The organism is Aneurinibacillus sp. Ricciae_BoGa-3 (assembly GCF_028421645.1).
GTDB lineage: Bacteria > Bacillota > Bacilli > Aneurinibacillales > Aneurinibacillaceae > Aneurinibacillus_B.
Genome location: NZ_CP116887.1, coordinates 583,556 through 597,055, shown reverse-complemented (window position 1 = coordinate 597,055; position 13,500 = coordinate 583,556). Strand labels below are relative to the sequence as shown.

The following is a 13,500-nucleotide window of genomic DNA, read 5'->3' as shown; positions in this document are numbered from 1 at the left end:
TTATCCCTCCGTCACCGTAAAGTGATAATCTTCGATAACTGTATTGGCAAGCAGCTTCTCACACATTTCTGTTAGCCTTTCCTCTGCGGCTTCCTTATTGGCGGCCTCCAGTTCCACTTCCATGTAACGGCCAACTCTAACATCGCGTACTTCGTCAAAGCCCAGGGAATGCAGGGAGCCTTGAACGGCGTTTCCCTGCGGATCTAATACAGATTCTTTCAGCGTGACATATACAACAGCCTTAAACATGCATTTCTCCTCCTAAGCGTTTTAAAATTTCTTTATAAGCATCTTCCACGCCCCCAAGGTCGCGGCGGAAGCGGTCTTTATCGAGTTTTTCATTAGTGGTGGCATCCCAGAACCGACACGTATCCGGAGAAATTTCATCAGCAAGTAGAATCTCGCCCTCAGGTGTGCGGCCAAACTCCAGTTTAAAATCGATCAGCAGAATGCTGCGCTCCTTCATGTACGCGTTCAGTACCTCGTTAACCTCAAGGGCCATCTGCCGCAGCTGTTTCCTGTCAGACTCGGAAGCTATGCCCAACACGTCAACGTGTGAATCATTGATCAGCGGGTCTCCTAATTCATCGTTTTTGAAATAAAATTCAACAACCGGACGGGAAAGAGGCGTTCCCTCTTCCATTCCAAGGCGCTTTGCGAGTGATCCGGCAGCTACATTGCGGACGACGACCTCGATCGGAATAATCTCTACCTGGCGGACAAGCTGTTCAGTGTCAGACAACTCCTGGATAAAGTGGTTTTGGATACCCTTTTCCTTCAGCATGCGGAAGAAAATGGAGGTGATCCGGTTGTTAAGCTTCCCTTTACCTGTTATCTGCGCTTTCTTCTGGCCGTTAAATGCAGTTGCGTCATCCTTATATTCCACCAAATATACGCCTGGCTCCGACGTGCGGTAAATCCGTTTCGCCTTTCCTTCATAAAGCATCTCCTGCTTGTTCACCTTGTGTTCCTCCCCGTTCGGTTGTTTTGTTTATTTCAACTCACCTATTAACTTACAGACCAAGACGATCAAAAATGGTATCTACATGCTTTAAATGCCAGCTGTAATCAAAGCATTCAGCGATCTCTTCCGCTGTGAGAAGCTGCTTAACCTTCGGATCCGCTTCAATAATGCCGCGGAACGAACGCTGTTCTTCCCAAGCCTGCATCGCACGCGGCTGAACCGTATCGTACGCTTCTTCGCGGCTTAATCCTTTATCGATCAGCTTAAGAAGAACGCGCTGTGAGTAGATAAGGCCGAACGTCCGATCCATGTTCCGCTTCATATTTTCCGGGAATACGGTTAGGTTTTTAATGATGTTGCCGAAGCGATTCAGCATGTAATTAATAAGCTGGGTGGCATCCGGCAGAATAACCCGCTCAACAGATGAATGGGAGATATCCCGTTCGTGCCAGAGCGGCACATTTTCGTACGCGGAGAGCATATGTCCCCGCAGCACGCGGGCAAGCCCGGAAATATTCTCGCTCCCGATTGGGTTGCGCTTGTGCGGCATCGCAGATGAACCTTTCTGTCCTTTCGCAAAAGCCTCTTCTACTTCCCGCGTCTCACTCTTCTGCAGTCCGCGCACCTCTACAGCAAACTTATCAAGGGAGGTTGCGATAAGGGCGAGCGTCGCCATATATTCCGCGTGGCGGTCGCGCTGCAGCGTCTGGGTGGAGATAGGAGCTGCTTCAAGCCCAAGTTTCTCGCAGACATACGCCTCAACAAACGGATCGATGTTGGCGTATGTGCCAACTGCGCCGGAGATCTTTCCGAACGCAATATTTTTCTTCGCGTGGCGGAATCGGTCAAGGTTGCGCTTCATCTCTTCATGCCAGAGCGCCATTTTTAAGCCGAATGTAGTGGGTTCTGCGTGAACGCCGTGTGTGCGGCCCATCATGACGGTATATTTGTGCTCCTGTGCTTTTGACTTGAGAATATCGATAAAGCGTTCCAGGTCTTTTTCAATGATTTCGTTCGCCTGCAGGAGCAGATAGGAAAGCGCCGTATCGACAACATCCGTGGAAGTCAGACCGTAGTGCACCCATTTCTTCTCATCGCCCTTAATCGTCTCGGAAACCGCGCGCGTAAAAGCAACCACATCATGGCGCGTCTCCTGTTCAATTTCGTAAATGCGTTCGATGTCAAATCGGGCATTTTGCCATAGTTTCTTAACATCCTCTTTCGGAATGACACCCAGTTCTGCCCATGCCTCACAAGCATAAATCTCAACTTTTAACCAGGCTTGAAATTTGTTTTCTTCCGTCCAAATGGCCGCCATTTCTGGGCGTGTATACCGTTGAATCATTGTCCAACCTCCGTCGTCGTCCAAATTTCTAAAGTGTCGATTATTTGCAGCGCTTCTTCAACCGACTGGGCCGGTACGTTGAGATGGCCCATTTTCCGCTGCGGTTTGCTTTCTTTCTTCCCGTATAAATGAAGCTTTACCATATCAGGTAGTTCGTTAACCCTCTCCAATAGCGGTTGGAGGTGCTCACCAAGCACATTTACCATTACCACAGGTGTAAGCAGCCGTGTCGATCCCAGGGGCAATCCGCAAATGGCACGGATATGCTGTTCAAACTGTGAGGTCACACAGGCGTCCATCGTGTAGTGTCCCGAGTTATGCGGTCGGGGCGCCAGTTCATTCACCAATAGGTGACCCTCTTGCGTCACGAACATCTCCACAGCAATCAGCCCGATAACATCTAATTTGTCCGCAATTTCTTCCGCAAGCCGCTTTGCATCCGCTTCTAATGTATCAGGTATGCGGGCAGGTACAATTGACAGATGAAGAATATTGCGGCGATGGACATTTTCCGCTGCCGGAAACGTGCGAATCTCACCGGACAGGCTTCGGGCCGCAATAACCGAAATTTCTTTTGTAAACGGGATAAACTTCTCTAGGATTAAATCGGCTTTAAAGACAGAAAGTTGCTCAAAAGCATTACGGACTTCCTGCAGGGTGTCAATAACCTTCTGCCCTTTGCCATCGTAGCCGCCCGTGGCCGTTTTCATTACCAGAGGCAAGCCAAGTTCGTGCGCGGCCTGTTCCGCTTCTTCCACGCTGTTTATCACCTGAAAAGGTGCCACAGGAATGCCGATCGAATTTAATGTTGTTTTCTCCCGGATGCGATTCTGCGTTATCCGCAGCAGCTCGCTCCCCTGGGGTACAAAAGATTCTTTTTCGAGGATCGCGGCTGTACCTGCATCTACGTTTTCAAACTCATACGTAATGACGTTGCTGTGGGCGGCCAAATCTGCTGCGCCTGTTCTATCATCATAATTGGCTACAATCTGGTGGTCTGATACCTGTCCACCTGGCGAATCTTCCGTCGGGTCCAGCGTAATGAAGCGGTACCCCATTGTTCTGCCCGCCAGCGCCATCATTCTTCCCAGCTGCCCTCCGCCAAGAATGCCAATTGCAGCACCCGGCGGCATAATGCGGCTGGCCGTATCCTTTTTTTGTTTTTCATATGAGCGGGTCCGCCTCCAGCACCTTTTGTTTTACCGCTTCCCGTCTGTTCTCCAAATTCGCGCGAACCGCCGGGTATTTAATCCCTAGTATCTGCGCAGCCAGCAGGCCTGCATTCACAGCACCCGCCTTGCCAATTGCGACGGTGGCCACCGGCACACCGCCTGGCATCTGTACAATAGAGAGAAGCGAATCGAGCCCATTCAATGTTGAAGATTTAACCGGCACGCCAATAACAGGCAGCATGGTTTTTGCGGCTACCATACCTGGCAGATGAGCGGCACCGCCTGCTCCCGCTATAATAACCTCAATGCCCCGTTCGGCTGCCGTTTCCGCATAACTAAACATTAAATCAGGTGTTCGGTGGGCGGATACGACTTGTTTTTCATAGGGGATTTCTAACTCATCAAGAATCGCACAGGCCTCTTTCATCGTCTCCCAGTCCGAGACGCTGCCCATAATGACGCCTACAATCGGATTCGCCATGATCCCTGTCCTCCTTTATGACACTCATAAAAAGCTCTTATTTGAATAGCAACCCATATGCTGTCCTATTCATAAAAAAAGCCCAAACGGTAGATTTCCCCTTGCGGCGTGAGAAACCTACCGCCTGGGCTTTTCCCCCTACGGTGTAGCGCTAATTTGCACCTGGCTCGCTTGGACCTGCCGGCTTAGCTGCCGCGGAACCCTAGAGCCACTTTCTACTTACTATTGAATTGCCTGCATATCCCCTGATTTCACCTTTAGTGTACCAAGGGTGCACGCAAACTGTCAATATCATTTCCGAACATTATATATAAAATTTTGATTAACATTCGCCTTTAATCTGTAAAACAAACATCCCAGCCCCTATTACAGGTAGCCGGGATGATTTGATAACCCCGATTGTCGTTTATCAGTCACATGCGCAGGCGATGATTACGAGCAGGATGAAGAGTACGAGAATTACCGCGATCTCTCTGCCTTCACCGAAGAAACTCATGCTGGTCAGCTCCCTTCTTATCAAATGTGGTACAGACTATTGAATCAATCGCAGGAGCACGCTATGATTACAAGCAGGATGAAAAGAACCAAAATTACCCCAATTTCTCTTCTGTCACCGAAAAAACTCATGCCAATCTCTCCTTTCGCTGATTACCCATTTATTTACGAGGTTGTATCGCTTACGCTATCACTGTATGCCCTATCCCGGCGTTACGCCTGTGCTCCTGCCCATGCCGTGGTAAGTTGATGCGGGTGCACCTATCAATCACAGGAGCAAGCAATGACAACAAGCAGGATGAACAACACCAGAATGACCCCGATTTCTCCAATTCCATTGCCGCCACAGCTCATGTAACACACCTCTTTCTTGGTTTTTAATGTTTCCTTTTGCGAATAAAGAATTTTGAGTGATGCTCATGCTTTACCATATGCCCTGCGCCCCTCCGCTGTTTGGACGAATGCCTATAATTGACATAAAAAAAAAGACGCCCACCTATTTGGCGGGCTATCCTTCTCTATCCTGGTATGTTTTTTGTATAGACTCAATCTCAGGAAGAACATCGAAAAACAAGTTGACCATATTCGGATCAAAGTGAGTTCCGCTGCCTTTGCGAATGATACTATAGGCAGTTTCATTAGAAAAGGGTTCCTTATATGGCCTGCTGCTCGTAAGGGCATCGAACACATCCACAACCGCTACGATTCTACCGCTCAACGGAATATCTCTGCCGGACATTCCATTAGGATAACCGGTTCCGTCGTATTTCTCATGATGTGTCAGCGCAATCTCACTTGCCAGTCGCAGAAGCGGAAATTCCGTATCCGATAAAATTTTATATCCGATGGTTGTATGCTCCTTCATGATTTCAAATTCCTCGGCTGTGAGCTTCCCCGGCTTCAAAAGAATATGGTCCGGTACACCTATTTTGCCGATGTCATGCATCGGGCTTGCATCCACTAGCAAATCAACTTCCGCGGGGTGCAACCCATAAGCCCGGGCAAGCACACCTGTGTAATGGCTGATCCGTTGAATGTGGGCGGCTGTTTCAGGATCTTTAAATTCAGCGGCAGAGGAAAGGTGCTGTACAATTTTGCGGCTGCTTCTGGCTAATGTTGCGTTTAAGTTCTTTAAGTTCTTAAAAGCTTTCTCCAATTCCGCTGTCCTCTTCTTTACCTCCACCTCAAGCCGCTGGTTCGCTGAAACAAGCTGTTTATAAAAATGTCTGGTCTGCAGCAAGGTTTTAACTCTTGCAAAAAGCTCGACTCTATCAATCGGCTTCGTTAAGAAATCATCGCTGCCATATTCAAGAGCCAGAAGCCTGTCGTCCCGGCTATCCAGGGCGGTAACCATAATAACCGGGATAAACCTATCTGTCCGGCTCTTTATTTTCCTGAGTACTTCATAACCATTCATATCTGGCATCATAATATCCAACAGAACTAGATCGATATCGTTCTCTTCAATGATTTTCAGCGCCTCCCTGCCGCTCAAAGCCGTATAGGTATTATAATGCTGAGCCGAAAGCAGCTGATCTAGGATATCAAGGTTGAATAATTCATCGTCTACCAGCAGAATGGTAGACTTCTCAATGTCCGGTTTCATCAGTAATGACCCGGATGCCGTTATCTCTAATCTCATATGAGTTACTCCCCCTCCATGGCATGCACCGCCATTACATAGCCTCTGTCCCCTTTTTCTACTGGACTTTCTATTTCAACCGGAATTTTAACCGTAAAACACGATCCCTTCCCTGGATTACTTTTAACCGTTAGGCTGCCGCCCAACACATCGGTAAGCCCCTTCGTAATCGCTAGCCCAAGACCTGTTCCACTGTATTTGCGGGAAAGGGAGCCATCCAACTGTTTGAATGGTTGAAAGATTTCATCGATTTTCTCCTCAGGTATGCCTATTCCCGTATCTTGTACTGTAATCTGCAACAAGCCCTTATCACTGGAAACATCTATCGTTATGCATCCCTCTTCTGTAAACTTAACCGCGTTTGACAGAAGGTTCATCATCACCTGTTTAATTTTCTGTTCATCACTGTATAGGAAAAGGTGTTCCTCACCAGTAACCGTAAAAGTAACGGGCTTGCCGCGGAGCAGGCCGGACGTATTATGGATACAGAACTGGATCACCGAATGAAGCGAAAAACGCCGCTTCTCCAGCGGTATGCTTCCAGAATCCATTTTGGAGAAAGAAAGAATATCGTTAATAAGGGCCTGCAAATGGGAACCGCTTTCCTTTATTCTCTCCAAGTTTGCCATCTGTTTGTTCGTTAGCGTGTCTTTCAATGAATCGATTAAAATTTCGGAGTAACCAATAATCGCATGAAGCGGAGTCCGAAGTTCATGGCTGGTCGTGGATAAAATCTGGCTTTTTAGTCTTGCGGCTTCCTGAGCGGCCTTATGTTCCCCTATCAATTCCTGGACGTACTGGCTATTTTTTATTGCGATGCCAAGCGAACGGCTGAACAACTCTACCATCTCTTCATCTTCTTTAGTAAACTGAACCGCACCGACTTTATTCGTTAAATAAAAGCTTCCGATTACGTTGCCTTCATACAGAATTGGCACCCCAAGAAATGATTCCATCAACGGGTGGCCGTCCGGGGCGCCGGCAGCTTTGGGGTGCCGGGCAACAGAAGAAGTGCGCACCGGGTGCTTCACATTTGCAAGGTGGCCCAGGAGACCTCTGCCCTCTGGCAGACTCATCCCTGGCATGCCATCCCAGCCTGCGTAAATAAAACGAGCTATTTTCCTTTCTTCCGTAAAAAGGGCCAGAGCCGCATATTTGGCCCCAATGACGTCTCTAACGGTTACGACGACATCCTTTAAGAAGTCATCTTCCAAGTCGAGATTCTTATACAGCTTTTCTGACACCTCCTGCAGAGACCGAAGCTGGATTTGCTTCTGCTTGAGCTGTTGAAAATAGAAGCGGCGGATCGTCATAATTAATAGAATAACCGGGACGCCGATAATGAAACTGACAGTGACCGCCCGGTTTAGTACATCGGTAAGCGTAATCGCATTCCCTATTGTTTTAGCGATGATATACACAAACAGTGTGGTCGTGACAAAAATGCCTGAAAGGGCGATAGTGATCGAGATAGCTGCGCTGCGCGACCACGCTGCCAGATTCATATACACCGCTGAACCATGCCGGTACGAATACTTATAGACCTGAACAAGAATTCCAAAATAGAAGGGTGAATACGTTGTCATGACAACACCAATACAGGTAAAAAAGGAGAATAGGGCCAGCTCAGACGTCCTGAAGAGCTGGTAGGATAGAAGCACAGAAATAACGATAAAGAATGACGCACTCCAAACAATAAAGCCGCGGGAAAACCAGCGCAGTGCTTTTTTTCCCTTGATCCATGTCCACATCTGCTATGATTACATCCAGCATTCTATTAAACCGGCGAAAAAACAGGAGGCTGAAACCACTAATCAACAGCAGAAAGAGAAAAGATACATAAGGCTGGATAAAAACGTTTATCAATAATTTAACGGTTAATAAGTTAGCTGAAAGCGCAAACATAAAACTGAAAAATAAAGGTACAGCGAGACTCGCAGCAAGCCAATTACACAACTTTTTTCTCATAGCTATCCCTCAGTTTTGGCTTCGTTCTATTACATTATGGCTAATTATAAAATGAATTGAATAATAAGTACATTATTTGTCAGAAAAAGGGGTGTGCAAATTTTGCCTTTGTCAGAGTTTGTTAATATTTAGGGCCAGCTCGTGTAATAGATACACAGCAAAAAAGCCCGCTCTCTTAGAACGGGCCCTTACTATGGAACTACACGTTTAAATCCGTATAAATGAATCGTATTAGGATAAGCACGGTTAATACCCACATCATCCAGTGAACTTTATTTTTGCCGCCTGCAAAATTGCTAGCTGTGGCCAGCACCACATAGAAGATAATGCCAAAGGAGATTCCATTTGCAATCGAATAAGTGAGCGGCATCATGATAATAGTTAGGAATGCGGGAATAGCGTGTACCATGTTATCCCAATCAATATGACGAACCGCACCCATCATCAACACACCGACGATAATAAGAGCTGGCGCAGTAGCCTGTGCCGGAACGATCAGGGCCAGCGGTGCCAGGAAAAGGGCTAAGATAAACAGGATTCCGGTGGTTACTGATGTAAGACCGGTCCGTCCACCCTGCGCAACGCCGGCTGCGCTCTCAACAAAAGCGGTAATGGTACTTGTACCAAGCAATGCACCCAGACTCACACCGCCAGCATCGACGAGCATAGCCTGGCCAATTTTTTTGCGGGAGTCGGGTTTGTCCAGAAGACCTGCTTTTGCGGCTGTACCTGTAAGCGTCCCAAAGGTATCAAACAACTCAACAAACGTGAAGGTAAAGATAAGCGTCAACAGTCCAGTGCTGAATGCACCCTTAAAATCGAGCTGGCCGATAGCCAGGTGGCTGAAGCTTGGAATCCAGTGGGCCTTGCTCAATGAAGCCAGATCGGTAACTCCCATTGGTATTCCAATTATTGTCGTTACAATAATACCGATTAAAATGGCGGCTTGCACACGAGTTACCATAAGCACGCCGGTAATTAAAAGACCAATTAAAGTTAGTAGAATTGCCTTATCCTGTGCAAAATTCCCGAGTTGGAGAAGCCAGTCATTGCTGTTAATGAGGGACAGCGGTTTTGCCGCATCCTTTCCTATATAAAAGACACCGATTATGCCACTTGTTTTAAATCCGATAATGGTGATAAAAAGGCCAATGCCCACTGTGATGGAATTTCGGATGGATTCAGGAACAGCATCAAGCAAAATCTGGCGAATTTTCGTTAAGGTTAAAATGATAAAAATAATGCCTGAAATAAAGACAGCTGCCAGTCCGACTTGCCAGGTGATATGCCCGCCGGAACCTAAAACTACAGCAGCAAAATACGCGTTCAAGCCCATTCCGGGCGCTAAAGCCAGCGGATAATTCACCAGAAGACCCATTAATAGCGTAACCAATCCTGCACCAACCGCGGTTGCTACAAATACAGCATTGAAATCCATGCCAGTCGCCCCGCCTGCTGTCAGGGTAATAGGGTTAACGATCAGGATATACGCCATCGCAATAAATGTCGTGATACCTGCCAGTATTTCTGTTCTTACATTCGTTTTGTTCTCACGCAGCTGAAAGAACTTATCCATTGTGTCTCCCTTTCTTTCCAAGTAACTATTTGTTAGCCATTGGTCAAACGTTCGGCTTCTTCCTTGCTTCAATCGTTTGACCACAATCTGATAAGGCCATGACTTTCTATAGATAACCGTGTAAAAACAAAGGATGATAAGACTTTAATCACTATCACTTCTCTGTAACACAGGTAACAGTTTATCAAGCCTTTCATCCTATGTCAATAACAAATCCGAACAATATGTTTATATCAAACTTATTCGTTCGGTTATTATTCAGCTTTTACTCCCACTCAATGGTTGCGGGCGGCTTAGACGTAATGTCATACACGACCCGGTTAACATGGGGCACTTCATTTACAATGCGCACCGATATTTTCTCAAGTACTTCGTACGGAATACGGGCCCAATCGGCTGTCATGCCGTCAATGGAGGTTACCGCACGAATCCCAATCGTGTAGTCATACGTCCGGTAGTCCCCCATCACACCCACACTGCGGATATCAGGCAAAACGGTGAAGTACTGCCAGATCTCCTTTTCCAGTCCATTCTTTTTTACCTCGTCCCGCAGAATATAATCGGATTCCCGGACAATCTCCAGCTTTTCTTCTGTGACTTCGCCCAGCACCCGGATGCCTAAGCCCGGACCCGGGAATGGCTGGCGCCAAACGATGTCATGCGGAAGCCCGAGCTCTTCCCCCACTTTACGCACTTCATCTTTGAACAATTTATTTAACGGTTCAATCAGTTTCAGCTTCATGTCTTCCGGCAGTCCGCCAACATTATGATGAGACTTAATCGTCTGTGCAGTCGCCGTACCGCTCTCCACGATGTCAGTATACAACGTTCCCTGAGCCAGAAAATCCATATCCTTTAATTTTCCTGCCTCTTCCTCAAAAATGTAAATAAATTCATTGCCGATGATTTTTCTTTTTTTCTCCGGATCAGCCACACCTTTTAATTTGGTTAGAAAACGTTCGGCTGCAGCGATTTTTATTACGTTCATGTGGAAGCCCTGGGAGAATGTTTCCATGACACTTTCCGCTTCGCCTTTGCGCAGAAGTCCATGGTCGACAAACATGCAGGTTAACTGATCCCCAATCGCTTTATGAATCAGCACAGCTACAACAGATGAATCCACACCGCCGCTTAGTGCACACAGCACTTTTTTATCGCCAACGTTCTCTCGAATCTCGCTGACCATCATTTCAATGTAGTTTTCCATCGACCAGGTTTTTTCGCATCCGCAGACATCAAACAGAAAATTCTTTAGCATCTCATTGCCGCGAACGGAATGGCGCACTTCTGGATGGAACTGCACGCCGTAAAAATTCTTTCCAGGGTGGCTGATAGCCGCTACCGGGCATGACTCATTGCTTGCATCAATCTTGAACCCTTCCGGCACTTCAATAACCTTGTCGGTGTGGCTCATTAACACCGTTTCTATATCATCCATGCCTGTAAAGAAAGGCGTCTTATTGTGGATGTTGATAGTGGACTTTCCGTATTCACGAATGTTCGCCCTTTCAACCTTACCCTTAAGATGATGGGACATCAACTGCATCCCATAGCATATACCGAGGATCGGCACCCCCATATCGTAAATACGCGTGTCCGAATGAGGTGCATTTTCTTCATATACACTTGCCGGACCACCTGAAAAGATGATGCCTTTGGGATTAAGTTCCCGAAGTTTTTCTACCGTTATATTATAGGGCACCAGTTCACTAAATACCCCGAGATCACGCACGCGGCGTGCGATAAGTTGATTGTACTGGCCGCCAAAATCCAGTACCACGATCAGGTCGTTCGGCTTGTCCATTTCGTAATTCCCCTCCAAAGTGTGATTCTCTACCTCTATTGTTAACAATTATCACCCATAAAAACCAAAAGCCGGCATACTGTCTCCCTGAAACAGGGACAGAATACCGGCGTGATAGACTTAGGCAGGTTCTGATCCCGTAGTCGAACAATTTACGGTTGTTCGGTAGAAACTTCCAGGCCATATTCCTGACATTATACGAGTAGATTGAGTACCAATTTGTTGAATTGTGACGAAAATAGTTTACCAGAAGAATTAAGCTTCTACAACCCTAACCGTTGTCGAGACGAAAAAAGGACCCCCCGCTTTTGCAGGAAGTCCTTTTGATGAAAGGGTTGATGCCATCCCCAGAGGGATTACATCATGCCCATGCCGCCCATTCCGCCCATGTCAGGCATCCCGGCGCCAGCGCCTTCTTTTTCCGGCTTATCAGCTACAACTGCTTCAGTGGTGAGGAACATAGCCGCTACAGAAGCTGCATTTTGCAGAGCTGAACGGGTTACTTTAGCAGGGTCAACGATACCAGCTTCGATCATGTTCACCCACTGCGCAGTAGCAGCGTTGAAACCGATGCCGATTTCTTCTTTCTTAAGGCGCTCAACAATAACGGAACCTTCAAGGCCAGCATTCGTTGCGATCTGGCGAACCGGCTCTTCGAGGGCACGGAGCACAAGGCGTACGCCTGTTGCTTCATCGCCTTCAACTTCAAGGCTTGCAACTGTGTTGTATACGGATACGAGGGCAGTACCACCGCCGGCAACGATCCCTTCTTCAACTGCTGCGCGAGTCGCGTTAAGAGCATCTTCAATGCGAAGTTTTTTCTCTTTTAATTCTGTTTCAGTAGCAGCCCCTACTTTAACAACGGCTACACCGCCGGCTAATTTAGCAAGGCGCTCCTGCAGTTTTTCTTTATCGAAATCAGAAGTAGTTGTTTCGATGTTAGCGCGAATTTGATTGATGCGAGCTTCGATGTTTGCACGTTCTCCAGCACCCTCAACAATTGTTGTGTTCTCTTTCGTTACAACAACTTTGCCAGCCTGGCCGAGCATTTGCAGTGTAGCGGATTTCAGATCAAGTCCAAGATCTTCGGTAATTACCTGGCCGCCAGTTAAAGCTGCAATGTCTTCCAGCATTGCTTTGCGACGGTCGCCGAATCCAGGAGCTTTTACAGCTACAGCATTGAACGTGCCGCGAAGTTTGTTGACAACGAGAGTAGCAAGTGCTTCGCCTTCCACATCTTCAGCAATGATAAGAAGAGCTTTACCCTGTTGTACCACTTTTTCAAGAACAGGAAGCATCTCTTGGATGCTGCTGATTTTCTTGTCAGTAATTAGAATGTAAGGACTGTCGAGAACAGCTTCCATTTTGTCTGTATCTGTAATCATGTAAGGAGATGCATAACCGCGGTCGAACTGCATACCTTCTACTACATCAAGTTCAGTCGTGAATCCTTTAGATTCTTCAACGGTGATAACGCCGTCTTTGCCTACTTTTTCCATAGCTTCTGCAATTAGCTTACCGATTTCTTCATCAGAAGCAGAGATGGCAGCAACTTGAGCGATAGATTCCTTACCTTCGATTGGCTTAGAAATTGCTTGGATTTCTTCAACTGCTCTGCGAATAGCTTTTTCAATACCTTTGCGCATTACCATCGGGTTAGCGCCAGCTGTTACGTTTTTCAAGCCTTCACGGATCATAGCCTGTGCAAGAACAGTTGCAGTTGTTGTACCGTCACCAGCAACATCGTTTGTTTTGGTTGCAACTTCTTTAACAAGCTGTGCACCCATATTTTCAAATGCATCTTCCAGCTCGATTTCTTTGGCGATGGTTACACCGTCGTTAGTAATAAGCGGAGATCCGAATTTTTTCTCTAGAACCACGTTCCGGCCTTTAGGCCCGAGTGTTACTTTAACTGCATCTGCAAGCACATCCACACCGCGAAGCATTGCGCGGCGAGCGTCTTCGCTAAAACGAATATCTTTTGCCATCTTGAATTTCGCCCTCCTAATTATGTAGGTTTTTTACTCTTGGACGTTCATCTATTAAATGTAGT

At 47.0% G+C, this 13,500-nt stretch carries 12 protein-coding genes and 1 riboswitch; of the genes, 1 reads left to right on the top strand and 11 read right to left on the bottom strand.

All coding sequences use genetic code 11. The features are described 5' to 3' along the window. The 5 genes from purS to purE are packed head-to-tail and all read right to left on the bottom strand — an operon-like array spanning position 1 to position 3,962. Positions 1 to 249, bottom strand: a complete 249-nt coding sequence (gene purS, locus PP175_RS03200; protein ID WP_272441413.1) for a phosphoribosylformylglycinamidine synthase subunit PurS — start codon at positions 247 to 249, stop codon at positions 1 to 3. Further along, positions 242 to 961 carry a phosphoribosylaminoimidazolesuccinocarboxamide synthase gene (gene purC / locus PP175_RS03195; RefSeq protein ID WP_272441412.1) on the bottom strand — a complete coding sequence of 240 codons (720 nt, stop codon included), beginning with the start codon at positions 959 to 961 and terminating at the stop codon, positions 242 to 244. The genes purS and purC overlap by 8 nt, the downstream gene beginning before the upstream one ends. Before the next feature lie 52 nt (positions 962 to 1,013). Continuing rightward, a complete protein-coding gene (gene purB, locus PP175_RS03190; protein WP_272441411.1) occupies positions 1,014 to 2,309 on the bottom strand; it encodes an adenylosuccinate lyase in 1,296 nt (431 codons plus the stop codon). Further along, positions 2,306 to 3,442 (bottom strand): 5-(carboxyamino)imidazole ribonucleotide synthase, encoded by a 1,137-nt coding sequence (purK, locus tag PP175_RS03185; protein ID WP_272441410.1) that lies wholly within the window; start codon positions 3,440 to 3,442, stop codon positions 2,306 to 2,308. The genes purB and purK overlap by 4 nt, the downstream gene beginning before the upstream one ends. Positions 3,443 to 3,473: 31 nt before the next feature. Beyond that, the gene (purE, locus tag PP175_RS03180; RefSeq protein ID WP_272441409.1) at positions 3,474 to 3,962 is read right to left on the bottom strand and encodes a 5-(carboxyamino)imidazole ribonucleotide mutase; all 489 of its coding nucleotides are present in this window, start codon (positions 3,960 to 3,962) and stop codon (positions 3,474 to 3,476) included. Positions 3,963 to 4,521: 559 nt separating this feature from the next. On the opposite strand from purE, the gene PP175_RS03175 reads away from it, so the two are divergent. Then, positions 4,522 to 4,707 (top strand): hypothetical protein, encoded by a 186-nt coding sequence (locus tag PP175_RS03175; RefSeq protein WP_272441408.1) that lies wholly within the window; start codon positions 4,522 to 4,524, stop codon positions 4,705 to 4,707. 14 nt (positions 4,708 to 4,721) lie between these two features. Here the strand turns inward: PP175_RS03175 and PP175_RS03170 are convergent, their stop codons facing one another. From PP175_RS03170 to groL, 6 genes are all read right to left on the bottom strand, one after another. After that, positions 4,722 to 4,811 carry a YjcZ family sporulation protein gene (locus tag PP175_RS03170; protein ID WP_272441407.1) on the bottom strand — a complete coding sequence of 30 codons (90 nt, stop codon included), beginning with the start codon at positions 4,809 to 4,811 and terminating at the stop codon, positions 4,722 to 4,724. Between the two features lie 154 nt (positions 4,812 to 4,965). Then, positions 4,966 to 6,099, bottom strand: a complete 1,134-nt coding sequence (locus PP175_RS03165) for a response regulator (protein WP_272441406.1) — start codon at positions 6,097 to 6,099, stop codon at positions 4,966 to 4,968. Positions 6,100 to 6,104: 5 nt separating this feature from the next. Continuing rightward, entirely contained in the window at positions 6,105 to 7,850 is a 1,746-nt protein-coding gene (locus PP175_RS03160) for a GAF domain-containing sensor histidine kinase (RefSeq protein ID WP_272441405.1), read from the bottom strand. Between the two features lie 416 nt (positions 7,851 to 8,266). Beyond that, positions 8,267 to 9,643, bottom strand: coding sequence for an NCS2 family permease (locus PP175_RS03155; protein WP_272441404.1), 1,377 nt, complete (start codon positions 9,641 to 9,643; stop codon positions 8,267 to 8,269). A gap of 265 nt (positions 9,644 to 9,908) precedes the next feature. After that, the gene (gene guaA, locus PP175_RS03150; protein ID WP_272441403.1) at positions 9,909 to 11,447 is read right to left on the bottom strand and encodes a glutamine-hydrolyzing GMP synthase; all 1,539 of its coding nucleotides are present in this window, start codon (positions 11,445 to 11,447) and stop codon (positions 9,909 to 9,911) included. 120 nt (positions 11,448 to 11,567) lie between these two features. After that, positions 11,568 to 11,669, bottom strand: a riboswitch (purine riboswitch). Between the two features lie 134 nt (positions 11,670 to 11,803). Continuing rightward, positions 11,804 to 13,435 carry a chaperonin GroEL gene (gene groL, locus PP175_RS03145; protein ID WP_272441402.1) on the bottom strand — a complete coding sequence of 544 codons (1,632 nt, stop codon included), beginning with the start codon at positions 13,433 to 13,435 and terminating at the stop codon, positions 11,804 to 11,806. Positions 13,436 to 13,500 lie beyond the last annotated feature (65 nt).

Coding starts and splice junctions, on each gene's coding strand:
- PP175_RS03155 (WP_272441404.1), bottom strand. CDS start 9,643: ATGGATAAGTTCTTTCAGCTGCGTGAGAACAAAACGAATGTAAGAACA.
- PP175_RS03165 (WP_272441406.1), bottom strand. CDS start 6,099: ATGAGATTAGAGATAACGGCATCCGGGTCATTACTGATGAAACCGGAC.
- purS (WP_272441413.1), bottom strand. CDS start 249: ATGTTTAAGGCTGTTGTATATGTCACGCTGAAAGAATCTGTATTAGAT.
- PP175_RS03175 (WP_272441408.1), top strand. CDS start 4,522: ATGATTACAAGCAGGATGAAAAGAACCAAAATTACCCCAATTTCTCTT.
- PP175_RS03160 (WP_272441405.1), bottom strand. CDS start 7,850: ATGTGGACATGGATCAAGGGAAAAAAAGCACTGCGCTGGTTTTCCCGC.
- purE (WP_272441409.1), bottom strand. CDS start 3,962: ATGGCGAATCCGATTGTAGGCGTCATTATGGGCAGCGTCTCGGACTGG.
- PP175_RS03170 (WP_272441407.1), bottom strand. CDS start 4,811: ATGAGCTGTGGCGGCAATGGAATTGGAGAAATCGGGGTCATTCTGGTG.
- purK (WP_272441410.1), bottom strand. CDS start 3,442: ATGCCGCCGGGTGCTGCAATTGGCATTCTTGGCGGAGGGCAGCTGGGA.
- guaA (WP_272441403.1), bottom strand. CDS start 11,447: ATGGACAAGCCGAACGACCTGATCGTGGTACTGGATTTTGGCGGCCAG.
- purB (WP_272441411.1), bottom strand. CDS start 2,309: ATGATTCAACGGTATACACGCCCAGAAATGGCGGCCATTTGGACGGAA.
- groL (WP_272441402.1), bottom strand. CDS start 13,435: ATGGCAAAAGATATTCGTTTTAGCGAAGACGCTCGCCGCGCAATGCTT.